Origin of the sequence: Microbacterium sp. C448 (assembly GCF_000582705.2) — a bacterium.
Taxonomy (GTDB): domain Bacteria; phylum Actinomycetota; class Actinomycetes; order Actinomycetales; family Microbacteriaceae; genus Microbacterium; species Microbacterium lacus_A.
Genome location: NZ_HG779606.1, coordinates 1 through 21,886, shown reverse-complemented (window position 1 = coordinate 21,886; position 21,886 = coordinate 1). Strand labels below are relative to the sequence as shown.

General features: G+C 65.8%; 29 protein-coding genes. 16 read left to right on the top strand and 13 right to left on the bottom strand.

The features are described 5' to 3' along the window. Nucleotides 1-194: 194 nt before the first annotated feature. Together MIC448_RS02090 and MIC448_RS02085 are read right to left on the bottom strand one after the other, a co-directional pair. Complete coding sequence (locus MIC448_RS02090) at nucleotides 195-461, bottom strand: type II toxin-antitoxin system Phd/YefM family antitoxin (RefSeq protein ID WP_051512946.1); 267 nt, start codon at nucleotides 459-461, stop codon at nucleotides 195-197. 94 nt (nucleotides 462-555) lie between these two features. After that, nucleotides 556-735: a hypothetical protein gene (locus MIC448_RS02085; RefSeq protein ID WP_036295343.1), complete on the bottom strand. Its 180-nt coding sequence runs from the start codon at nucleotides 733-735 to the stop codon at nucleotides 556-558. 429 nt (nucleotides 736-1,164) lie between these two features. On the opposite strand from MIC448_RS02085, the gene MIC448_RS02080 reads away from it, so the two are divergent. Further along, complete coding sequence (locus MIC448_RS02080; RefSeq protein ID WP_100814007.1) at nucleotides 1,165-1,425, top strand: alpha/beta fold hydrolase; 261 nt, start codon at nucleotides 1,165-1,167, stop codon at nucleotides 1,423-1,425. Further along, nucleotides 1,349-1,993, top strand: a complete 645-nt coding sequence (locus MIC448_RS02075) for an alpha/beta fold hydrolase (protein ID WP_081766128.1) — start codon at nucleotides 1,349-1,351, stop codon at nucleotides 1,991-1,993. The genes MIC448_RS02080 and MIC448_RS02075 overlap by 77 nt, the downstream gene beginning before the upstream one ends. A gap of 480 nt (nucleotides 1,994-2,473) precedes the next feature. On the opposite strand, the gene MIC448_RS02070 is transcribed toward MIC448_RS02075, so the two are convergent. Beyond that, nucleotides 2,474-3,871 carry an Ig-like domain-containing protein gene (locus tag MIC448_RS02070; protein ID WP_144237962.1) on the bottom strand — a complete coding sequence of 466 codons (1,398 nt, stop codon included), beginning with the start codon at nucleotides 3,869-3,871 and terminating at the stop codon, nucleotides 2,474-2,476. A gap of 369 nt (nucleotides 3,872-4,240) precedes the next feature. Between MIC448_RS02070 and MIC448_RS02065 the strand changes: the two genes are divergently transcribed. The 4 genes from MIC448_RS02065 to MIC448_RS02050 all read left to right on the top strand — a co-directional run bounded on the left by MIC448_RS02065 (nucleotide 4,241) and on the right by MIC448_RS02050 (nucleotide 7,061). Further along, nucleotides 4,241-4,399: a hypothetical protein gene (locus MIC448_RS02065; protein WP_157811244.1), complete on the top strand. Its 159-nt coding sequence runs from the start codon at nucleotides 4,241-4,243 to the stop codon at nucleotides 4,397-4,399. 206 nt (nucleotides 4,400-4,605) lie between these two features. Then, on the top strand, nucleotides 4,606-5,553 hold the full coding sequence (locus MIC448_RS02060) for an Ltp family lipoprotein (RefSeq protein ID WP_051512937.1): 948 nt from the start codon (nucleotides 4,606-4,608) through the stop codon (nucleotides 5,551-5,553). A 173-nt stretch (nucleotides 5,554-5,726) separates the two neighbouring features. Beyond that, nucleotides 5,727-6,635: an oxygenase MpaB family protein gene (locus tag MIC448_RS02055; RefSeq protein ID WP_036295337.1), complete on the top strand. Its 909-nt coding sequence runs from the start codon at nucleotides 5,727-5,729 to the stop codon at nucleotides 6,633-6,635. A 120-nt stretch (nucleotides 6,636-6,755) separates the two neighbouring features. Then, a complete protein-coding gene (locus tag MIC448_RS02050) occupies nucleotides 6,756-7,061 on the top strand; it encodes an NIPSNAP family protein (protein WP_036295334.1) in 306 nt (101 codons plus the stop codon). A 7-nt stretch (nucleotides 7,062-7,068) separates the two neighbouring features. On the opposite strand, the gene MIC448_RS02045 is transcribed toward MIC448_RS02050, so the two are convergent. Beyond that, nucleotides 7,069-7,314, bottom strand: coding sequence for a hypothetical protein (locus MIC448_RS02045; protein WP_036295332.1), 246 nt, complete (start codon nucleotides 7,312-7,314; stop codon nucleotides 7,069-7,071). Between the two features lie 95 nt (nucleotides 7,315-7,409). Between MIC448_RS02045 and MIC448_RS02040 the strand changes: the two genes are divergently transcribed. Together MIC448_RS02040 and MIC448_RS02035 are read left to right on the top strand one after the other, a co-directional pair. Beyond that, complete coding sequence (locus MIC448_RS02040) at nucleotides 7,410-7,613, top strand: hypothetical protein (protein ID WP_157811245.1); 204 nt, start codon at nucleotides 7,410-7,412, stop codon at nucleotides 7,611-7,613. Continuing rightward, entirely contained in the window at nucleotides 7,610-7,978 is a 369-nt protein-coding gene (locus tag MIC448_RS02035) for a type II toxin-antitoxin system death-on-curing family toxin (RefSeq protein WP_051512935.1), read from the top strand. The genes MIC448_RS02040 and MIC448_RS02035 overlap by 4 nt, the downstream gene beginning before the upstream one ends. Before the next feature lie 117 nt (nucleotides 7,979-8,095). Here MIC448_RS02035 and MIC448_RS02030 read toward each other — a convergent pair whose 3' ends face one another. From MIC448_RS02030 to MIC448_RS02015, 4 genes are all read right to left on the bottom strand, one after another. After that, a complete protein-coding gene (locus MIC448_RS02030) occupies nucleotides 8,096-8,365 on the bottom strand; it encodes a hypothetical protein (protein ID WP_036295327.1) in 270 nt (89 codons plus the stop codon). Nucleotides 8,366-8,398: 33 nt separating this feature from the next. Beyond that, nucleotides 8,399-9,787: a pyridoxal-dependent decarboxylase gene (locus MIC448_RS02025; RefSeq protein WP_036295324.1), complete on the bottom strand. Its 1,389-nt coding sequence runs from the start codon at nucleotides 9,785-9,787 to the stop codon at nucleotides 8,399-8,401. A 128-nt stretch (nucleotides 9,788-9,915) separates the two neighbouring features. After that, on the bottom strand, nucleotides 9,916-10,356 hold the full coding sequence (locus MIC448_RS02020; RefSeq protein WP_036295322.1) for a hypothetical protein: 441 nt from the start codon (nucleotides 10,354-10,356) through the stop codon (nucleotides 9,916-9,918). A gap of 93 nt (nucleotides 10,357-10,449) precedes the next feature. Further along, on the bottom strand, nucleotides 10,450-11,430 hold the full coding sequence (locus tag MIC448_RS02015; protein ID WP_036295319.1) for a hypothetical protein: 981 nt from the start codon (nucleotides 11,428-11,430) through the stop codon (nucleotides 10,450-10,452). A 177-nt stretch (nucleotides 11,431-11,607) separates the two neighbouring features. Here MIC448_RS02015 and MIC448_RS02010 point away from each other — a divergent pair, with 177 nt between their 5' ends. From MIC448_RS02010 to MIC448_RS01980, 7 genes are all read left to right on the top strand, one after another. Continuing rightward, nucleotides 11,608-13,278, top strand: a complete 1,671-nt coding sequence (locus MIC448_RS02010) for a serine hydrolase (RefSeq protein ID WP_036295364.1) — start codon at nucleotides 11,608-11,610, stop codon at nucleotides 13,276-13,278. Nucleotides 13,279-13,383: 105 nt separating this feature from the next. Beyond that, nucleotides 13,384-13,947, top strand: coding sequence for a dihydrofolate reductase family protein (locus tag MIC448_RS02005; protein WP_036295316.1), 564 nt, complete (start codon nucleotides 13,384-13,386; stop codon nucleotides 13,945-13,947). Nucleotides 13,948-13,955: 8 nt separating this feature from the next. Beyond that, nucleotides 13,956-14,762: an alpha/beta fold hydrolase gene (locus MIC448_RS02000; RefSeq protein WP_051512933.1), complete on the top strand. Its 807-nt coding sequence runs from the start codon at nucleotides 13,956-13,958 to the stop codon at nucleotides 14,760-14,762. A gap of 130 nt (nucleotides 14,763-14,892) precedes the next feature. Next, the gene (locus MIC448_RS01995; RefSeq protein WP_157811246.1) at nucleotides 14,893-15,063 is read left to right on the top strand and encodes a hypothetical protein; all 171 of its coding nucleotides are present in this window, start codon (nucleotides 14,893-14,895) and stop codon (nucleotides 15,061-15,063) included. Between the two features lie 92 nt (nucleotides 15,064-15,155). Further along, nucleotides 15,156-16,022 (top strand): AraC family transcriptional regulator, encoded by an 867-nt coding sequence (locus MIC448_RS01990; protein WP_036295313.1) that lies wholly within the window; start codon nucleotides 15,156-15,158, stop codon nucleotides 16,020-16,022. Between the two features lie 110 nt (nucleotides 16,023-16,132). After that, nucleotides 16,133-16,504, top strand: coding sequence for a nuclear transport factor 2 family protein (locus MIC448_RS01985; RefSeq protein WP_036295310.1), 372 nt, complete (start codon nucleotides 16,133-16,135; stop codon nucleotides 16,502-16,504). A gap of 58 nt (nucleotides 16,505-16,562) precedes the next feature. Next, the gene (locus MIC448_RS01980) at nucleotides 16,563-16,910 is read left to right on the top strand and encodes a hypothetical protein (RefSeq protein ID WP_036295307.1); all 348 of its coding nucleotides are present in this window, start codon (nucleotides 16,563-16,565) and stop codon (nucleotides 16,908-16,910) included. Here the strand turns inward: MIC448_RS01980 and MIC448_RS01975 are convergent. The 3 genes from MIC448_RS01975 to MIC448_RS01965 all read right to left on the bottom strand — a co-directional run bounded on the left by MIC448_RS01975 (nucleotide 16,907) and on the right by MIC448_RS01965 (nucleotide 18,662). Continuing rightward, entirely contained in the window at nucleotides 16,907-17,239 is a 333-nt protein-coding gene (locus tag MIC448_RS01975; protein WP_051512932.1) for a hypothetical protein, read from the bottom strand. The two genes, MIC448_RS01980 and MIC448_RS01975, sit on opposite strands and share 4 nt — an antisense overlap. Before the next feature lie 289 nt (nucleotides 17,240-17,528). Next, the gene (locus tag MIC448_RS01970; protein WP_036295304.1) at nucleotides 17,529-18,134 is read right to left on the bottom strand and encodes a dihydrofolate reductase family protein; all 606 of its coding nucleotides are present in this window, start codon (nucleotides 18,132-18,134) and stop codon (nucleotides 17,529-17,531) included. Between the two features lie 93 nt (nucleotides 18,135-18,227). Continuing rightward, nucleotides 18,228-18,662: an ester cyclase gene (locus MIC448_RS01965; RefSeq protein WP_036295300.1), complete on the bottom strand. Its 435-nt coding sequence runs from the start codon at nucleotides 18,660-18,662 to the stop codon at nucleotides 18,228-18,230. Between the two features lie 144 nt (nucleotides 18,663-18,806). Here MIC448_RS01965 and MIC448_RS01960 point away from each other — a divergent pair, with 144 nt between their 5' ends. Next, on the top strand, nucleotides 18,807-19,361 hold the full coding sequence (locus MIC448_RS01960; protein WP_243419856.1) for a TetR/AcrR family transcriptional regulator: 555 nt from the start codon (nucleotides 18,807-18,809) through the stop codon (nucleotides 19,359-19,361). Nucleotides 19,362-19,414: 53 nt separating this feature from the next. Here the strand turns inward: MIC448_RS01960 and MIC448_RS01955 are convergent, their stop codons facing one another. Next, entirely contained in the window at nucleotides 19,415-21,403 is a 1,989-nt protein-coding gene (locus MIC448_RS01955; protein ID WP_036295294.1) for an AarF/ABC1/UbiB kinase family protein, read from the bottom strand. Between the two features lie 20 nt (nucleotides 21,404-21,423). Continuing rightward, on the bottom strand, nucleotides 21,424-21,843 hold the full coding sequence (locus MIC448_RS01950; RefSeq protein WP_036295356.1) for a membrane protein: 420 nt from the start codon (nucleotides 21,841-21,843) through the stop codon (nucleotides 21,424-21,426). Between the last annotated feature and the right edge of the window lie 43 nt (nucleotides 21,844-21,886).

Below are 21,886 nucleotides of genomic sequence, written 5' to 3'. Positions count from 1 at the left end.
ACGCGGCACTGCCGTGATCGCATCGATGGAGATGATCGCCGGATGCCGACCCGCGGCACAATGCAACTCGGTATGCAGAAGCCAGGACGCCGCCAGGCGTCGCGAGGAATCAGTGAGAGCGGCGACGAGCGCTTCAGACTCGGTCTGCTCGATCACCAGTTTCATCGCGGCCGAGGTGTCCAGGTAGGCCACCGTCACCAGCGGCCTCGACTGTCATCGAGCAGCTGCCGTGTACTCACGGGCGAAACCGTCCGCGTGATGTCTGCCAGCGCATCACTACTGGTGCGGGCTGGCCTTGCCTCGCCTCGTGCGATGAGCCCGTCAAGGGGCTCGCCTCCTACGGGGACGATGAGGGCAGCCAGGCGGCCGTTGTTGCTGACCAGCACCGATTCGCCGGCCTCAACCCTGCGCAGGATCTCGCCACTGCGGTTGCGCATCTCGCGATGTGTCACGGTCTCCACGGGACGTAGCGTAGCGCGCTGTAGCACGCTCGACTCGGAAAGAACAGGGCGGTCGTCGCCCTGCCGGACCTGCTCGTCCCGCTCCCTACAGCTTCTAGTGGAGCAGGGGAGTCAGAAGTTCGGCGATCGCCTGCTCCGTGCCCTCGGCGCTCAGGTTGCCGTCGAAACGCAGGATGCGCCACGTTGTCGCGTCGCAGACCGCGACGATCTCGGCGAGGTGGCGCTTCGTTGTCTCCTCGTTCGGTTGGGGGGGCGAGATGCGCGGCGAAGGCACGGCGGCACCAGTCGACGTGGTAGGCGCGTCCGTGTGCGGCGAGCTCGGGGAGCCCCGGCACGAGTGGCGCCTCGGAGTATGTCTTGAGGATCAACAGGCCGTAGTCCTCGTAATGTTCGACCAGTGCACGCATGGTCTCGGCAGGGCTGGCGCGCATGGCAGCCTCGCGTCGAGCGACGATGCGTCCCAGTTCCCGCTCGACCGTCGTCGTCATCAACACGGGTTTGTTGCCGAACCTGCGGATCACGGTCTGTGCGGTGACACCTGCGTCCGAGGCGACGTCTTCCAGTCGGATCAACTCGTAGGGCGTGGTTCGTAGACGCTCCAGCATCGCGTCCACGATCCGCTCGCCCGTGAGTGCGGCGGCGTCGGCGCGAGCAGACATCCGGTACTTGCGCTCATTCATGTTAGTCAGGGTGACATCAAATCATGGATACCTTCACAGAACGCCTCGAACGAGTAGACACCCGCCTCGGCTCCCTGGCCGTGCGCCGCACCGGAAGCGGCCATATGACCGTGCTGTGGTCGTCGATGTTCGTCGACAGCCATACGTGGGATGGGGTGCTGCCCCTGCTGCTGGCGGGTGCACCCGGCCGCGAGTACGTGCTGATCGATCCGCCAGGACTCGGGCGCAGCGACGTGCTCGCCCGGCGCACCAGCATCGCCGAGGCCGCAGACCGCCGCACGTGACGCGCTGCGCGGTCTCGGTGCGACAGCGCCGGTCGACTGGGTCGGCAATGCCTTCGGCGGCCACGTGGGTTACCAGCTTGCGACGGATGCCTCGGTGCTACGTAGTTTCGTCGCGATCAGCGCACCGACCGAACCGCTGCCGCCGGACCTTAGGCGCAAGATCGCGATCCTTCACCCCCTGTTGCGGCTTGCGGGCCCCATCCGACCCGTGCGCGAAGCGGTCGTTGCGGCCATGCTGACGGATGCTTCGGCGGCCACTCCCGGCATCCGCGACATCGTGATCGAGAGCCTGGGGCGGCCGACGCGCCAAAGCATGAGCCGGGCACTGAGATCGTTCATCGTCGACCGTACGGATGTCACGGATCGGCTAACGAACATCCGCGTGCCGAGCTTGTTCATAGCCTCGGACGACCGAGGGGATTGGAGTCCGCAGGACGCGCGTCGTGCGGCGGAGCTGACGCCGGACGCGACATCGCTCACGATCTCGGCAGCGCGTACGCTCGTGCCGCTCGAACAACCCGCAGCAGTCGCAGAGGCGCTGATGACGTTCTGGGCGCACCTGAGGTGAGGCGGATAGGAGGGCGAGATTGAGCCAGCGGAGAGACGAAGCTCATTCGAGCACATTGCTCATGCACGCGTCATTTGGTGGCATTCTGCAGAGCAAAGTGCTTTCTTGACCCTGAGTGACTGAAGGTGGACCTAGACATCAGAAACACACACCATCACTGATACCTCAAGAGCGGCTAGTTCCGGGCGATTTTTGCCCGCATTTTGCCCGCAAAGTGTTTGCTGCAACGTGTTTTTATGGGTTGCGCGACGTCGTACTGATTTCAGAGAATCCGCGTAATAATGCGGTTTTTGCTGGTTCGGGTCGAATTGAGCATTATGCTCAATTGTGTTCGAGTCCCTCCAGGGGGTCTGTCGGCATTTTTCCGCCTGACCGGGGATTGCTCTAGGTCGAGCCGTCCGTCATTCGCGCTCCAAAGCACACTGCGCCTCCCCGCCTTGGTGACGAGGAGGCGCAGTGTGGCGCGCGGCGCCGGGAACGTCAGTTCAGGATGAACGTGTACGTCGAGGTGTTGCCGGCGACGTCGTAGACGACGAGGGTGTTCTCGCCCTTCACGCCACCGAAGGTGCCCGGCTTGATGAAGTTGACGTCCGACCACGCGTTGTTCGTGAGGTCCTTGACCTTGCCGTTGAGCGTGACCTTGTCGATCTTGCCTACGTCGCTCAGTTTGAAGCTGATCAGGTCGTAGCCCGCACCGTTCGCGACGGAGTAGGCGGCGCCATCCTTGATGGTCGCCTTCGGTGCCGTGGCGTCGATCGTGAACGCGAACGTGCTGGTCTGCGAGATATTGCCTGCGAGGTCCTGCGCGTTGTACTTCACGGTGTAGGCGCCGTCGGGCAGCGTCACCGTGGCGGTGTGCGTACCGCTCGCGGCGCCGTTCTGCGCGGAATGCGTGCTCTTGACGAGCTTGCCGTCCTTGTAGATGTTCGCGACGATGCGCTGAAGGCCCTTGTTGTCGGTGGCATCGACCTGGACCGAGAGTGCCTGGAACGGACCCGCCGTCGTGGGCGAGATCAGCGCGACCTGGGGGCGCACGGTGTCGGGCAGTTCTTCGAGCGTGACGGTGAAGGCCGGGTTCCAGAAGTAGTTCCACGCCTCAGTGGATGAGAACCAGTAGGCGCCATCGCGCTCGGTCACCGTGATGTCGGGCTCGCCGTGGTTCGACGCTGTGACCGCCGACACACGGTAACCGGCCGGTGCAGTGACCCGCACCCCGAGATCGCCGGGAAGGTGGCGGATGTAGCCGCTGGGCTGGAACGCCTCGTAGGTGCCGGCTCCGCCCGCGAAGTCGTACTCGGTGGCCGGGTACCAGTCCTGGGCCGAACCGAGCTCGACGCCGACGCCGGCTGCGGGAGTGCCGTCGGCGTAGACGACGTTCGCCACGAGACGGAGCGCGCTCATGCCGACGAGACGCTCTTCGCCGTCCTCATCGATCGTGACCTCGAGCAGACCCTGGGGCCCGAAGTACTCGGCGACGGGCAGGCGCTCGATGTCGGCGGCGCTGGTCGCGCCCGTCGCATCGAAGAGGACCTCACCGGGAGGGTTGTTCGGGAAACCGAGGTAGAGCTTTGCGGGACCGACGGGAATGTCGGTGAAGCGGTACAGGCCGTCCGAGTCTGCGCTGAGGTAGTGCCGAGTGCCGTTCACGTCGATCAGCTGCGCGGCGTGGCTCGTGTTGAGACGATCGGTGTCGCCGCCCGGCGCCACCTTGGACGTGTCGAACAGCCCGTCGGCGTAACGGTCATCGAATCGCGTGACCGTCAGGTCGCCGGTCGCACCATCGGTCGGCTCTTCGGCCACGGCCGCCAGCGGTGTCGCCACCATCGCCACGACCAAGCCCGCTGCCGCGGACCATCCTAGAGTTCGTGCAGTACGCATGTGTCATCCCCATTTTCGTATCCGGTGTATCGAGCGGAGCCATTGGCCCCACACCGAACGTAGGCAGGGTGCTGCGCGGAAACGCCGCTGCACGGGGCTGTTCACGGCATCGTCTTCGAGGCTTCAGGAGACCTTCACTCCTCGACGCGGAGTGCGCAGCCGCGACCTACTTGATGGGGCGACGGCACGCGTGAAGCTGTGGAAGCGTCAACGCGTTTCGTGCGGGATGCGCAGCCCCTCGAGCTGCGCGCTATGGAAGGCGGCCTCGACCTTCATGCCGCCTCCGATGACTTCACGCATCCTGTGGGCTAGCCCGACAGCGAGGTCTGCGGACCGACTTCGACTCGCGGCTTCGATACCTTTGCGATCATGACTACCGACACTGCCCTCTGGCTTATCGTCTTCAACGTCGCCTTGTGGGCACTTGTCACGATCTTGTCGCTCCTCGTCGCGTATTTGGTGATCCGTCTCGCCGTCTCCCATGCGCTGCGATCACACACTCGCTGGATCGATCGCGGCAAGCCGTAAGCGCCGGACTCTTGACGGGCAAACGGTTGCTGGATCACCCGTTATTGACGGCGTGATCCATCTATTCGCTATGGTGAGCTGACGCGCCGGGGGGGAGCAGCGGTCCGGCTCATAGAGGAGTCGGTCACCACTCACCGGGGGAAACGGTTAGGCGCGTATGACCGGGGGAGGATCTGCCCTCAGCGATGCAGCGAAGGGGAACTTCCATGACTAATCCCGATGATGGCCGTCCGACATATGCGGCGGGTTGGTACGCCGACGTAAATGCGCCAGGTAGTGAGCGCTGGTACGACGGCACGGCCTGGACCGAACACGTCCGCCCGGTCCAGACGCCACTTCCGCCGGAGGTTGCCGCCGCGACTGCGGCGACCGCCGCCTACCCCGCGCCCGTCGCCGAGGCTGTCACGACCGCCTACGTCGCACCTCCCTCTCCGTCGGTCACGCCCGCGACGGCGGGGCCCGTAACGAAACGCCCCTGGTACAAACGCAAGGGCATAATCATCCCCGTCGCGATCGTCGGTGGCCTCATTGTGGTGTCTGGCATCGGGAGCGCACTGGGCGGTGGCCGGGACGACATCGTCGCTGACCAGCCTCTCGCAGCGCAAACGCCGGAGGCCGAAACCGAGGTAGTAGTCGAAGCCGTCATGGTTGACGTCCCAAACGTCGTTGGCATGAGCGGTTCGGATGCGCAGGCCGCGCTATCAGCGTTGGGGTTTCAGATTGATGTCGGCGGTGGCGACGTCACGATGCCCGTGACCGCTCAGGACATCGCCGCCGGTGCCCAGGCCGAAGAAGGATCCACCGTTCGGCTGACTCTTCAAGAAAAGCCGAAGCTGACCCTCGGGCAAGAGAATGCGCTTGACGGCGCTGAGCAGTATCTCGACTTCATGCCGTTCAGCCGCGCCGGGCTCATCGAGCAGCTCACCAGTGAGTACGGTTCCGGTTTTGCCCCGGAGGATGCCGAGTTCGCGGTCGCCACACTGGAGCAGGCGGGGAAGGTGGATTGGAACGCTGAGGCCGCCGAGGCCGCGCAGTCGTACCTAGACGCGATGTCTTTCAGCCGCGACGGGCTGTACGACCAGTTGACCAGCTCCTACGGGGCCGGTTTCACGCCAGACCAGGCGAACGCCGGCCTCGCCGCCGTCGGGTACTGACGGGGATCGCACCAGGCCTCATACAAGTGGCCTGTCGAGTCACCCCGGCAGGCCACTTGTGGCGGATCCCGCCGGTCGAACTGCTTCTATGACCGGGATGGTCAAACGTCTCTTGCTCGCTCGGACCAGTGCTCCGCCGCCCCGGCGTCCGGCCGGCGTGGCACGCTGGAACGATGAAACGTCCCGCACTTCGCGCGCGGCTGCTCACCGCGCTCGCGGGCGATCCAAACGGCACGCCGCGGTGGGTGCGTGAGATCGCCGACGGCGATGACGACGGGTACTTCCCCGACGGGGGCGCGGTCTGGACGGTCCACGCGGGAACCGCGACCTTCGTCGCCGGCATCCGGGCGCTGCTCATCCAAGCCCTTCATCCCGGCGCGATGGCCGGCGTGCACGACTTCTCGCGCTACCGCGAGGATCCGATCGGGCGCCTGACCGGCACCGTGCGCTGGATCATCTGCGTCACGTACGGCTCGACGGCGCAGGCGCAGCAAGAGACGGCGCGAGTCGGCCGGATGCATCAGCGAGTCGCGGGGACCTACGTGACGGATGCCGGCACTCATGCCTATTCGGCGTCGGACGCCCGTCTCGTGGAATGGGTGCATCTCGCGTTCACCGAGGCTTTCTTGGGCGCGCACGAACGTTGGGGCGGGCCGATTCCCGGAGGTGCCGACGAGTATGTGCGCGAGTGGGCGACCGCCGGGCGTCTCATGCGTCTGCAGAATCCGCCCGAAACCGAGGCCGATCTGCGCGAGAGGATGCGCGGATTCCTCGTCGGCGGAGAGCTCCGCCGCGACGAGCGCGTCGACGAGGTGGTGCGGTTCTTGCGTGGCGTGCCCTTCACCGGCTCGATGCGAGTTGCCTATCGCGTGCTGTTCGCCGCCGCTGTCGCGAGCCTGCCGCGCCCATACCGACAGCTGCTCGGTGTGCGTCGCACGCTCCTGCCCGTCGTGACGGCGACGCGCCTCGTGCTCGCGGTTTCGCAACGCGCTCTCGGCTCGGGTCCTCGCGCGCAGGATTTCGCTCGAGAACGGCACCGCCGCCTCGTGCTCGAACAGGCCGGAGGCCATCCCGCGGGTTGAGCTTCGCCCCCGCTGTCGGATCAACGGGAGCCGCGCCTCGGTCACTAAACGTCGGCGCCTTAACTACACGGTGCGCACGTCAGCGAGACTCTTCGTACGCCCGAACGTAAAGGAAGCTCGATGATCACTGTGCATCTTCGCTACGAGATCGATCCCCACAAGGTCGACGACTTCACCGAGTACGGCCGTGCGTGGATCAGACTCGTGAACAAGCTCGGTGGCAATCACCACGGGTACTTCATGCCCAGCGAAGGCGACAGTGACGAGGCATTCGCACTGTTCACGTTTCCGTCGCTGGCAGAGTACGAAATCTACCGAAGCGCCTCGAAGACTGATCCGGACTGTCAGGCGGCCTTCGAGCTCGCCCGCACGACCGGCTGCATCCTTCGCTACGAACGTCGGTTCCTCTCCCCGGTGTTCTCATAGCGGTTGTTCACCGGGCAGCAGAACGCCCCTTGGCGAGGAGCGCGAAGACGAGCACACCAACTGCAACGAGAGTAACGACCATTGCCGCGCCCATGACGGTTGCATCGAGGGGGAGCATTGCGCATCCGGCCGACGTATCTTCGTACTCGCAACTGCGCCAGGGCTGAAAGAAGTAAACGACGGCGACTATCGCCCCCGCGAGTGCGACGAGCGCACTCCCGCCAACCAACCACCCGCGCACCTTTGGGCCCATGGTCCAAGCCTACGAGGCGCCATCCGGCGACTCGCGCCGACTGACAGGTACCTGCTGGTACCTTGAATTAACAACTGTCGAACTCGGAGGCCCGCATGGCAATGAACTTGCGACTCGACGCCGCACACGAAGAACTCCTCGAGGCGCTCGCCGCACAGGAGCGGCGCACCAAGACCGAGATCGTCAAGCTCGCGATAGAGGAGCGTGCCGCTCGCGCGGACAAGAGCGCGCGGACGAGGGCGATCTTCCAGCGGATTCGGGACGAGGACGCTGCTCTCCTGGACGCTCTTTCTCAGTGACGGACTACCTCGAGCCGGTCGATGTCGAGGACCTCATTGCGTCGATGGGCTTCCACCTGCGCGACAGGAATCTGTTGCTCTCGGCGCTCGCCGCGCCGCTGCCCGTGTTCGGCGAAGAGGTTTACGCGAGCGTCCAGAGCAAGGCTGCGGCGCTCATGATCGCGATCAACCGCGACCACCCTCTGGCGGACGGCAACAAGCGGCTGTCGTGGATCGTCGCCAAGGCGTTCCTGGCTCTTAACGGGGAGCACCTTGCCGCCGATTCGGTTCGTGAAGGGGACGCGTTCATTCGCGCGGTCGCTGGCAACCAGATCAAGCTTGACGAAGCAGTGGGTTGGATCGAGGCCCACTCAACGCGGCTCTAGGAGAGACAGCCCTCCGGTTCCGCCCATCACTAACGCAGCCAGATGGACGCGCTGATTCCTACTCTGCGAGGGGGCATGACCTCGACGGTGCAGACGGACTTCGCCGGAACCGCCGACCTACCAGATCGTGCCGCCGCCGATCGAGATGCCGCCCCACGTGAGTGCGATGAAGATCGCCGCGAACACGACGGGCGCGATGCCCTTGCCGCTCCGCGCAAGGCCCTTGAGCAGCGCGATCACGCCGAGGATCGCCGCGATGATCGAGAGGCCACCACCGAGGATCAGTCCGATGAACAGCGGGATCGGCATGAGGACGAGCCCGGCCAGCGCGACCCAGAAGGCGGCCCAGGCGGTTCGATTGGTCAGGCGCTGTGCGGAAGAAGACATGGGTCGATTATCCGGCATCCGTAACGCTCTCGATCAATTGCGTGCTGCGCCAACCACAACAGTCGCGCGACGCACCGCCTCGATGGCACGGCTCACGTCCCGCTCGCTCGTCTGCCAGTTCGACACCGAGAGCCGCAGCACCGCTCTGCCATGCCACTCGGATCCCGACATCCACACCTCGCCGTCTGCGAGGATCGCGTCAGTCACCGCTCGTGTTCGCTCGTCGTCTTCGAATGCGATCGCCACCTGGGTGAAGACGACGTCATTGAGGATGCGCGCACCCGGGATCGCGGCGATCCCCTCGGCAAGCTGCCGTGCTCGTAGGGTCAAACGGTCGACGAGGTCGGCAACGCCCGAGCGTCCGAGGGCTCGCAGCGTCGCCCACACCGGAACGCCACGCGCGCGGCGGGACATCTCGGGCACATATTCGTAGGGGTTTCCTCCGCCGTCATCGAAGTGGGCGAGATACGGCGCATGCATCGACATGGCGGCCCGGTGAGCTGCTCGATCTCGCACGATCACCACCCCGCTGTCATGGGGAACATTGAGGGTCTTGTGAGCATCCGTCGCCCAGGAGTCGGCGAGCTCGACGCCCCGCGTCAGGTGACGCAGCGCCGGCGAGGCAGCGCCCCAGAGCCCGAACGCCCCGTCCACGTGGACCCAGGCGCCGTGGCGGCGGGCCGCGGGGATGAGCGCATCGAAGGGATCGCTGTCGCCCGAATGGATGTTTCCCGCCTGCAGGAGCACGATCGTCGGTTGGTCGGTGTGAGCTTCGAGTGCAGACTCGAGCGCTGCGGGCAGCATCCGTCCCTGATCGTCGACGGAGACGAGTTCCGGCCGGGGCAGGCCGGCGTAGCGGACAGCTTGCAGAGCCGATGTGTGCACTTCTGCGCCCGCGAGGACTCGGATGCGCGGACCATCCGCGAGTCCACGGTCTTCGTCCCACTCCGCGCGACGGAGCAGGACACTGCGGCCGACCATGATCCCGGTCAGGTTTGCTGTCGTCGCGCCGGTGACGAAGGCCACGGTTGCGTCATCGGGCAATCCGAGTAGGTCGAGCAGCCAACGACCCGCGATCCGCTCGGTCGCACTGACGCCGGGCGTGGGGGAGAGCATCCCGGCATTCTGATCCCAGGAAGACACGAGCCAGTCGGCCGCGATCGCGACGGGGTGTGCTCCGCCGATGACAAACCCGAAGAACCGGCCGGAGCCGTGCGCCGCCAGACCCGGTTCGATCGCTCGTGCGAGTTCGTCGATCACGTCGGCCGCGTCGGTCGGGCCGTCGGGAAGCACACCGAGTCGGGACTCCATCTCGGCCATCCCCGCCCGTGGCGTGATCGCTCTCGTGCCGAGCGAACCGATCCACTCGAGAGAATGCGCGTGGGCACGATCCAGGGCCGCCTGATACTCGAAGTCACTCATACCCGAAGCCTGACGCTGCGGGCTGGCGACGGTAAGGCCCGTTCGGGTCATCCTGTCTGGAAGATGAGCACGTTTGCCGCGCCGACCCGCGCGTCGCGCGGCGACATCGGAACCTCGCTGGTGGTTTTCTACTCGCGGCCCGCCGCCTTGCGGATGTGCTGCGCGATCGTCCGCTCCGTCTCGGGCGTCAGCGAGATGATGGCGAACGAGGTGACCCACAGGTCACCATCGTCGAGCTGCGCCGCTTCTTCGAACCCGAGTGTCGCGTAGCGTGTGGTGAACTTCGAGGCGGCTTTGAAGAACACCACGATCTTTCCCGCATCGTCGGCATACGCGGGAAAGCCGTACCAGGTCTTCGGCATGAGGTGTGGGGCGACATCGGACACGATGCGGTCGATTCCCTCGGCGAGAACCCGGTCGTCGTCGGGCATCGCCGCGATGGCTTCGCGAACCGCTTTCTCGCCTGCGGCGCGGGACTTGCCCGCCTTCTCTTGCGCGCGCAGTTCGGCAGCGCGCTGTTTGACGGCTTCTCGCTCATCGTTCGACAGCCCGGCAGTCTTCTCAGCCATGCTTGCTCCTGTTCGATCTCGGGTCTAGCCCTGCGCCCATGATCACGCTAGGACGTGCCATCCGCCAGCGCTTCTCGAATCTTGATCGGTCGCTCAACGCGCCGTGGGCTCCCCGTCCGCGGCCCACGCGACACCTAAGGCGAATAGTGTCGAGACGCCGTACTGCTCCATTGCCGCCGCGATGCGTCGTCGACCCGTGCGCGGATTGATACCAAGTCGGCGAGACGCCGCGTCGAGAGTGACGCCCTGCTTCATCAGCGAAAGAAGCGGTGCCCACGGCTCCTGCAAGCCTCCAACCGGCTCGGCGCGGCGCCAGAGCTCGAGAAAAAGGCTGCGCCCCAGCTCGGCGAGAGACGCGCTCCGCACCCCGACGACGCTCGACGGCCACCCCTCGCCCCACTCGATCGGCAACGCGAGTACATCGCCATCGATCCAGAACCAGCTGGGAAGGTCATCGAGCAAGCGAAACTCCACGCCGACCGCCGCGTAGCGCTCGGCGATCGCCACGAGGCGGGGGTCATCGGCCATCGAACGCGGGACGAGTGAGCGCACCGATCGTTTGCCAGCGAACACCTCGGCAAAGCGGCTGGCGCGCGCGGAATCGGTCTGCAAGAAGCGCCCGAGATCGGGAAGCACCGACCACGCAGTGTCGCTGTTCTGCTGCGCGATGTCGTACCAGAGGTCTTCGGCCGCCCGCGGGCCGTGCCGTACGAAGACGGGAACGACGTCACCGGATGCCTCGCCCACCGCCCAGTGCCGCAACAGGCCCGGAAGGTCGGCAAGGAGTGACTCGATCCGCGTGGCCGACGCATCCGCCGTCCGCCGCATCTCGCGCACCTCGCGTTCGACGACGTCTGCCGTCCACTTCGCGGGCGTCGGGTAGGAGATGGAATGCCCGCGCACGGAGATCGCACCTGACTGTGCGATACGCGCGACGGCCTCGGCGGCTTCGGTCTCGTCCGCGTGCGCGGTGGAGGCGAGTTCCGCCACCGTCCCGGGGCGACTGCGATAGATGAGTTCGAGCAGGGTCTTGTCGTCCAAGTCCACCTCCGGAGCGCGGGTGGACACCATCATGCCGCATATGACCGCATCCGGACGTCCTCTTGCGGTCGTGGCCGCAAGCGGAGGTTGTCTTGTCCGGTTCCGTCCACCCACACTGACAGAGGGGGATCGGGGCCCATGGCTTCGTAAGTGGACGTAGGGAGCCATGGGTCCGCCACCACACTCGACGGGAGCAGCCACATGAACGGCATGAGCAGCAGCACACGTAAGGGCGTCATCCGCGCCTTCGCCGTCTCGACGGTGGCATCACTCGCGCTGGGAATCACGGCGTGCACGTTCGATTCGAACGACGAAAAGTCGTCAGGGAGCGCGCTGGCCGTCGCCCTCGGCGACGCACCCAACCAGGACGTCGTCGAGCTCTACACGGATCGCGACACGGCGGTGTCCGCAGCCGTCGATGTGCTCCCCACGTTCATCGAGAAGGCGCTCGAGCAGACGGGCGTGCCCGGCGCCGCAGTCGCCGTCGTCTCGAATGGCGAGGTCGTGTTCGAAGAGGGATACGGCGTGCGGGACATGACGACAAACGAGCCCGTGGACGTCGACACAGTGTTCCCGATCGCGTCGTTGTCGAAGCCCCTGTCGTCGAGCATCGTGGCCAAGGCGATCACCGAAGACGACGAACTGTCGTGGGAAGATCCTGTCGTCGAATACCTGCCCGACTTCGCCCTGAACGATCCGTATGTGACGGAGCATGGCAAGATCGCGGACTACTTCTCGCACCGCACCGGAATTCCGACCGGTGCCGGCGACGACCTCGAAGACATCGGCTTCGATGTCGACTACATCATGGCCCACATGGATCAGATCCCTCTGGCATCGTTCCGAGACACGTACCAATACTCCAACTTCGGGCTGACCGTGGGCGGTGAGGCGGTCGCGGCGTCGCGCGGTCAGACGTGGGCCGAGACCGCGCAGGAACTGCTCTTCGAGCCGCTCGGCATGACCTCGACCACCACTCTCCACGACGAATACCTCGCCGCGGATGACCGCGCAGCGATGCACGCGCGCACTGGCGACGGTCAGTACGAGCAGCTGTTCGACCGCGATGCTGATGCCGAGGCGCCTGCCGGCGGTGTCGCATCCACTGTCGGCGACATCGCGAAGTGGATGAATATGGTGCTGGCCAATGGAGAGGTCGACGGTGCCGAGTTCATCGACCCGCTGGTGCTCGCGAACACCTATTCGGCTCACTCGATCACCGGGGGCGACGCGCGGAACCTGACGTCGCGCACCTCGCACTACGCCTTCGGTATGAACGTCGGCTCCACGGTGACCGGCCGCGTCAACATCAACCACTCCGGCGCATTCGGGTGGGGCACCGCCACGAACGCCACGATGATCCCCGACCTGAACATCGGGATCGTGGTGCTCACGAACGGAGCGCCGTCGGGAGTACCCGAGGCGATCGCCTCGGAGTTCGTCGACCTCGTCGAGTTCGGCGAAGAGACGCGACCCTGGCTCGAGCTGTGGCCCGAGCGGTTCGCAGGCTTCGCCGACCCGGCGGGCGACCTCGTCGGCGAGAACCCGCCCACGGGTGCTGCGGCCGCGGGGCCCGCCGCCGACTACGTCGGGACGTACACGAGCCCCTACTTCGGCAACTTCATCGTGACGGACGACAACGGCACCCTCACCGGTGCGCTCGGGCCCGAGGGTGGCTACACGTTCGAGATCGATCCCTGGGACGGCGACACCCTGTCGTTCGTGCCGACCGGTGAGAACGCGCTGCCCGGGTCGCTCTCGTCGGCGGTCTTCGTCCGCGAGGGCGGTCAGATCGCCGGGGTCACCCTGACGTACTTCAACAAGTTCCCGGGTGAGCACCAGGAGCCGAACGGGCTCGGCGTCTTCACCCGCGCCGGCTGACGCGCCGCGGACGCGGGGTCGGGGTTCGTTCCTGGCGACCGGGAATAGGTTGGGTTCATCCGGTGCGATGCGCCGTGCTTGCTTGTATCGAGGGAGTGCAACGAGATGAGACCACTGCGCTACGCGATCAACGTCACGCTCGACGGCTGCGTCCACCACGAGGCGGGGGTTGCTCCCGACGAGGAGTCGATGCGGTACTGGGTCGCGGAGATGGAACGAGCGGATGCGCTCCTCTTCGGCCGGGTGACCTACGAGATGATGGAGGCCGCGTGGCGGCGGCCGACCGCGGGCGGGTGGCCCGACTGGATGCAAGAGTGGGAAGTCCCGTTCGCCGAAACCATCGACCGGGCGAAGAAGCACGTGGTGTCGAGCACGCTGAGTGGGGTCGACTGGAATGCCGAGCTCCTGCAGGGTGATCTCGTGGAAGCGGTTGGGCGGCTCAAACAGCAGCCCGGCGAGGGACTGTTCGTGGGGGGCGTGACGCTACCGCTGGCGTTGGCCGATCAAGGGCTGATCGACGAGTATCTGTTCCTCGTGCAGCCCGTCCTCGCCGGACACGGGCCGACGTTGCTCGCCGGTCTGCGCGAGAGAATCCAACTCGAGCTCGTCGACCGCTACGAGTTCCGCTCGGGTGCGGTCGCAGTGCGATATCGACCGGTTCGTGGTTGAGTGACCGCATGGAGACGACAACATCCGCCGACGGTACGGTCATCGCTTTCGAGCAGTTCGGCGAGGGGCTGCCCGTCGTCATCGTCGGTGGTGCGTTCTCGACGGCGGCCGACGGTGGAGCGCTCGCCGCGGCGCTCATCGGGGTCGGCTTCCGGGCGGTCACGGTCGACCGGCGGGGGCGAGGTTCGAGCGGCGACAAACGCGGGTCGACTCCCGCGGACGAAGCGGACGACATCACCGCGGTGATCGAGGCCATCGGCGGCAACGCGATCGTCGTCGGGCACTCGTCCGGGGCCATCCTCGCCCTGTTCGCAGCCTCGCGTGGGGCCTCGATCCGGGCGCTCTTCCTCTCCGAACCCCCGTTTCACTTCGACATCGGCGATCCCAAACCCCCGCTCGCGGACCGTCTTCAGCGGCTCGTCGATGCGGGACAGAGTGACGAGGCCGTCGTGACTTTCCAGCTCGAGGGCGTGGGTTTGCCACGCGAGCGGGTCGAGTCGATCCGGCAGAGCGAGATGTTCGCGGGACTCGTCGCGATCGCGCAGTCAACGGTCTACGACGCGCGCCTCGCGGCGGAGCTCTCCACCCCGACGCCCGAGATGCTGTCGGTGTCGCAGCCGGTCACGATCCTGCGCGGTGCGCAGACATTCCCGATTCTCATCACCGCCGCTGATCGTCTCGCCGAGGAGATGGATGACGCGGAGCTGGTGGTCGTACCCGAATCAGTCATGCACAGGCTCGATCCTGCGGCCACGGCTCGTATCGTTCTGCGGGCGTCGGATGACGCGGGAGCTCGCTCGCGCCAGCCGGAGTGAGTCGAGCGCAGGTTCTGTCCGGCACCAGGATCGCGAGGGGCTCAGTCGCCTTCGTCCCCCAGCGCACCGCCACCTCGGCCACGGCGAGCCGCCGACATACGCTGAGATGACCGCAAACGGAAGGACCAGCGTGCCCGAGAACACTCCGCATGACGCACCACATCACATCCCGGCGCCGGGTGAGCCATCCGTTCCCGAACTCGAAGAAGACGAGAACATCCCACCCCGCCCCGAGGAAGAAGCCGCCGACGTTCTGCGGGCGCGTCCGGACGTTGAAGATCACTCGCTTCAGCCTGAGTAGGCGAACGCTGGTCAGACCCGACCCAATCGGTCTCGAACGATCGGGTGCGGATGCCGCGGGGCGAGCAGGCTGGACGTCGTAAGGGGGAAGCCATGATCGCCGTTCTCAATCGCGTCGTCGAGTACATCGAGCAACACCTCGATGACGAGATGGATGTCGCCTCGTTGGCCACTCGCCTCGGCACGACGGAGTACCACCTGCGACGGATGTTCTCGTCGTTGGCGGGCATGCCGCTGTCGGAGTACGTCCGGCGTCGCCGCATGTCGGTGGCCGCAGCGGACGTGCTCGGTGACGGCGATCTGTTGGGCATCGCGGTGCGCTACGGGTACGGGTCGAACGAGGCATTCGGCCGGGCGTTCCGTGCCGTGCACGGTGTGGGTCCGGGTGACGCGCGTCGCAATGGCGGCCCCCTGCGCAGTCAACCGCAACTCAGGTTCCGCCTGACCGTAGAAGGGAACTCCACGATGGACACTCGCATTGCCGACCGGCCCAACTTCCGCCTCATCGGCCACTCCGCTCGTGTGCCGCTGATTCACGAGGGCATCAACTCGCACATCCAGGCGCACATCGCCTCGCTGCCGCCGGAGGCGCACGCTCGACTCAAGGCACTGAGCGACACCGAACCCGCGGGATTGCTCCAGGTGAGCGCCGACGTCGATCCGGACTACACGGAGGGGACGGACCTGACCTACCTGCACGGCGTCGCCGTCACGGACGCCACGGCTGTGCCCTCGGATCTCGACACCATCGACGTTCCGGCCGGAGCTTGGGCGGTGTTCCGAACGACAGGCGCGTACCCCGAAGTACTGCAGGAGACGTGGGCGGCGACCGCAACCGACTGGTTCCCCTCCAATCCCTGGAGGCTGCGGCCCGGCCCGTCGATCGTCGCCGTGCTCGAGCGCACCGATGACTTCAGCACCGCAACGTGCGAGTTGTGGCTGCCCGTCGAGCGCGAATGAACTCGAGGCGTCCGGTGCCTGTCGGTCGGTGATCGGGTGCCCGGAAGGGGGTTGACCGCTCAGGGAGACGCTCTTACGCTCGCGGGACAAAGCGGACGAAGGATGGGCCGATGAATACGAAAGGCGTGCGCCGCTGGGTGGACCGGTACGAGCGCGCCTGGCGGGAGCAGAACAGCGCGGCCGTTGCGCGTCTATTCACCGAGCAAGCGCAGTACCTCGATTCGCCGTACGAGGTACCTCGGATCGGTCACGACGCCATCGCCGCCGAGTGGAACGATCCTCGGCCCTTCACCATGGCTGTCGAATCCATCACCGCCGACGGGTCTCACGCGGTCGTCCGGGTGAACGTTTTCTATTCGGAACCCGAGCAGGAGTACGCGGACCTGTGGGAGCTCGACTTCGCCGAAGACGGCCGCGTCGAACGGTTCGTCGAATGGGCGTACTGGCCCGGCAAGCCGTTCACCGCGTCCTCTCCCGACTAGCCATTACCTCGCCCGGCGTCAAGCCCCGCGCCGAATCCGCTGACGTGGTTCACGGTGGATGCGTCGGATCCGCAACGCGGCGGATGCGGCGAGGGAGGCGAAGATGTTTGCGGAACACCCCGGTGACGAGGTGCGCACACCCGAACTCGTGTGGGTCGGTCACGGCGCCTGGGTCGCCCGGGATCCGGACCTGTCGGACAATGATGCCCGACGGGTTATCGCCTACGTCGAGCATCGTGACCACCGTGTTGACGTCGTCTGGGTGCGGGAGCGTCGCCCCGTGAGTTGCTTCGAGACTCTGCGCGACGCCATGCACGAGGTGGCGCGCTCGTGCGGCGAGCACGAACAGGAATCCGTTGCGGATGCGTCGCGCGACGCCCGCTCGCGCTCCGCGCTCCTCGGTTAGATGTCGTCGGCGTCTGCCCAGCCCGTCGGCTCGCGTTCCGACTGGGTTCGCGCGACCGAATTCAGAGCGGTCTGGACCTGCTTCAGATGTGCGACCGCGTCTTCGTCGATCAGCTCGTCAAACTCGCTTTGCGTGTCTACGGCGACGATCTGGCTCGCGGGACCGACCAAGAATGTCGCGGTTCCTCGGGACCCGTCGTTTTGGAGGATCGGAATCTCGACCGTCTGCGATGCCTCCGCATTCGCGAGACCCCGGCTCAGCTCCAGCAATGCAATGGCGATGTCATCGCCCGTCAAGTAGTCGCCCCCGGCGTAGCTGATCACCTTCATACGTGCATTTATACGCGCCGCCAGATTCTTCGTCGGGGGTCTTGTCTGGACGCAAGACGCGCGCTATGCAACCCAAACGGGACGGCGCCACTGGTGGCGTCGATACCGCGTACGCTGCGGCGATCGAGGCCGGCGCTGCCCCGATCGCGGTTCCGGCGTCGCGGGAGTGGGCGGTCGATCCGGATACATCGCAGACCCCGAGGGAAATCGGTGGGAGATCGCGTGGGCTCCCAGCGCGCGGTTCGACGCCCGCGGGACGTTGACCGGCTTCGGTGCCTGACGAGCTGAATCAGCCCACGCGCACGTAACGAACGTGTGTCGCGAGGGGCGAGTGCAAGACATCTACGGGCTCGAACGGGAACTCCTCCGGGCCGTCGAAGATACGCTCGCCGGAGCCGAGCAGCACGGGGGCGATATCGAGCGTGAGCTCGTCGACAACACCGGCCGCGAGCGCCTGCCGGACGGTGGATGCACCGCCGGCTATGTGAATTCCTTCGTCGCCCGCAATCTCGCGAGCACGAGCGTAGGCGGCGTCGAAGCCGTCCGTGACGAAGTGGAAGGTCGTCCCGCCCTCCATCTCGATCGACTCTCGCGGGTGATGTGTGAGCACGAAAACCGGTGCGTGGTACGGCGGCTCCGCCCCCCACCATCCGCGCCACTCCTCGTCCCATTCACCGCGAATCGGCCCGAACATATTGCGGCCCATGACGTACGCGCGGCGCGGCCGCCCGAGCCACGCGCTCGCAGTGGCGTCGGCGTCGTTGGCGCGCGGGTCGCCGATGTGCCAACCGTGCAGACGTAGCCCGCCAATCCCGAGCGGGTTCTCGAGACTCTGCTCGGGACCCGCAATGAAGCCGTCGAGTGAGATCGAGACGTGGCAGGTGGTGTCAGGCATCCGGGACCTTTCGAGGTCGATCGTGATCGCGCTGACCGGAATCTACCCGAGAGGGGGAGCTGGCGACAGGACCCCATGCGTCCCCGAGGGCGATCACGGCACGGTCAGCCGACCGAGACGCATCAGGATCGCGAACCGGTCGGGTACGCCCCAATGCTCGACGATGCGCCCGTCCCGTACTCGGGCAACGTCGATAACGGTGAAGTGCACCGACTTTCCGGTAGGCGGACCGAAGAACGGTCCCGTATTCGTTGCGGCTCCCTCGGCGCGGATCCAGACGATGTCGTCTTGTTCGGCCCAGTCCTCGATCGTGAAAGTCAGATCAGGCATGCCGCGGTGCACATCGGCGATGCCCTGCTTGATTTTCGCAATCGCCTCGTCGCCTGTGCCGGCGAGCCCGAACTGATGCTCGATCATCTCTGGCGCGCACAACTCGTCGACGATGTCCTGGTTGCCACCGGCAAACCCCTCGTGCAACATTCGCTCGAGAACGCGCACCGCCGGCGAGCTGGCCCTCTCATCACTCATGAACGATCCTCTCGTCAGATGCATTGGTAGTGCAGTGAGTGCAGTTAGTGTGCAGTTAACGCAGTGGTTAGTCTGGACCTCGTGGACTCGAGCGTCAAGACCCCCGCGCTGTCGTACCGGCAGTCGCAAGCGGAATCGACACGGGTGCGCATCGCCGAGGCTGCCCAACGACTGTTCGCACGGGACGGCTACGCGGCGACGAGCATGAGCGCGATCGCACACAGCGCCGGCGTGGGCAACAGGACTGTGTATGCCGCCTTCGGCGCCAAGCGCGAGATTCTGAATCTGATTTGCGAAATCTGGCTCGAGCGTGCAGGTGCCCGATCCCTCGCCCGAGAGATCCTCGCCGACCCGGACCCCCTCCAGCGGCTGCGCGGCGCCGCCCGCTGGTTGACCACCCTCTATGCGACGGACTTCGACGTGGTGCGCATATTGGATTCCGCCATAGATGAGGATGCGGAGACGCGCGAGGTTCTTCGCGCGAAGCTGCGCGGTCGCAACCGTGTCATGGACGCGCTGATTGCCTCGGTCGAGAAGGATCTATCGATGTCGCTCGCCGACGCGCAGGCGATCTTCCGTGCCTACGCGGCGGCTGGGGTCTACGGTGAACTCGTCATGGACTCCGGGTGGTCGGCGGAACGATTCGAGCGTTGGCTTGCCGACACGCTTGTTGCCCAACTGTTCGCCTCCGAGCGCTGACCGAGTCTCTCGCGTTGCTGTTCGTCCGGCAACAATCGGTTGCAGGTGCGCGATCACCGTCGACGCTTGAGCGCCGTGCGCAGGCTCCGGAGCAACAACAACAGTCCGCCGAGGGCCATGATGCTGCCGAGGAAGGCGAATGCCGGAACGTCGCCGGTCAGCATGGGCCCGCCGTCGTCGACACTCAGGATGATGCCCGAGATCACGAGGGCGATGCCGATGAGAGTCATCGTCACCCGCCCGAGCAGACCATCGATCCAGGAACGCTCGTCGGGCGTTTCGAACGTGCGAAGTCGCACCGACAGAGTGCCGTCGTCCAGGGACTGGGTGAGGTTCTCGATGCGGCGCGGCAGCCGGCGGGATTGCTCGATGAGCAAAGACGACCACGTCTGTGCGCTCAGCAGTGCTTTCGTCGGGGAGAGGAGCGACTGAGCCAACCGCGGCGCAATGTGCAGCGCTCTACCGACCATGTCGTAGTCCGGAACGAGCTTGCGCAAGGTGCTCTCGAGTGAGGCGAGCGTGCGGAAGACGAGAAGAAGGGATGGCGGCAGAGCCATCCGGTTGCGTCTCAGCACGTCGAGCAGAAGACGGAAGATATTCTCGTCGGCGCGCGCATTGTCGTTGGAAAGGGCATTATGCAGACGAGTGAGGATCACCCCGATATCGCGCTGCAGAGCCACGGTGTCGAAATCACCGGATGGTCGCCCGCACATCAGCAGGGCGGCATCCGTCACCGCGACATCGTCTTCGTTCGCCATGCCGATGAGCAACGGCACCAGCAGACGCCGCATGCTGCTCTCGACGATGCCCACCGACCCGAAGTCGATGAGGGTGATCGTGCTCGAACCGTCGGCGTCGCGGTCCTCGTCCAAGATGAGGTTGCCAGGGTGCAGGTCGGCGTGGAAGATCCCGCGTACGACGATCTGATCGACGACGGCATCGACGAGGTCATCCGCGATCTCGACGGCCAGGTCGTGAGGCAGCTCGCCGGGCTGAAGTCGGCTGAACGGGGTGCCGCCCACACGCTCTTGCACGATCATCCGGTCGGTGCAGTGGTCGCGGAACATCTGGGGGATCCGCAGATGCGAACGGGGGTTACCCGCGATCGCCGCGCGGAGCATCTCGCCGTTCGCGACCTCGGTGCGGTAGTCGAGCTCTTCGCGCAGCCCACGAGCGAACTCGGTGACCAGCGGGTGCAGCCCGTAATCCTTGGCCCAGTCGGTGCGAGCCTCGGCATCCGACGCCAACCGATCGAGGATGTCGAGGTCCGTCGTCACCTGCGCTCGCGCTCGCGGCCGCTGGATCTTGACGACGACCTCTTCGCCGCTGATCAGACGCGCAGCATGGACCTGGGCGACGGATGCCGCGGCGAGCGGTTCCGGATCGATCTCGGCGAACACCTGCTCGATCGGCACGCCCAGCTCCTCGATGATCGCCGCCTGCGCCTCAGCCCACGGGATCGGCGACGAGTCCATCTGGAGGGTCGAGAGGGCGTCGATGAGCGCGGGTGGGAGGACATCCTCACGAGAGGAGAGCACCTGGCCGAGCTTGACGAACGTCACACCGGCCTCGTTCATCGCCGACACCAGCGCGGTGGGAAGCTCGCCGTCGCCACGACGACGGCTTTCGTAGAACGTGAGCCCGTTGCGGGAGCCGATCGCCACGATCTGCGCGTAGCGCCGCGCCCGGTCGCGGCGACGGATGGCATCGCGCACCACGCTGATCGGATTGCGCATGCGGTGCGAGGGCCAGAGGAACTCGAGGGTCAGCACGGCGATGACGACCGCGGCGAACATCCATCCGACGGTGAGCGCGACGAATGCGATCGCCACTCCTGCGGAAGCGATGAATCGTCCGTCGGCGTAGACATCCGCCTCGTTCAGCGTCCAGATGGCGACCGGGGACGCAAGGAGGAAAACCACGAGGGACGTGATGAACGTGCGCAACCATCCGACCTCGACGTCGAGCAGTCGACGGACGATCCAGGCCGCGGCGAGAGCGAAGACGACGATGACGATGGTGAAGATGAGCCAGCTCGGCATGAGCCGATTCTGTCAGCGTGTCAGCTCGGGGTGGTGCGGACACGGCGCGCCCGCCAAGCTCGCCACGCCCCGGTCGACCAGAGCGCCCACACCACGAGGAGGGGCTGGAAGAGCAGACGGATGCCTCGAGCCACGTCGCTGTTGAGCCCGAAGGCGTCCGTGCCGCGGACGAACTGCTCGATGTTGCCGGGGAAGACAGCGACGAAGAAAGCCGCGACGATCCATCCGATCAGCACGCGATGCCGCGCCAGCAGGATCAACGACAGGCCCAACACGATTTCGACAATTCCGGATGCAACGACCACGAAGTCGACCGGGAGTGGGAGCCATTGTGGCACCTGCGCCACGAACGATTCGCGCGCGAACGTCAGGTGACCGATACCGGCGAACGTGAGTGCGGTGCCGAGCAGCCGCCGCGCGATCGTGCGGGTGATGCCCATGTCGCGAGCGTAGCCGACGGGTCCCGCAGCTGGCTCGCTCGTA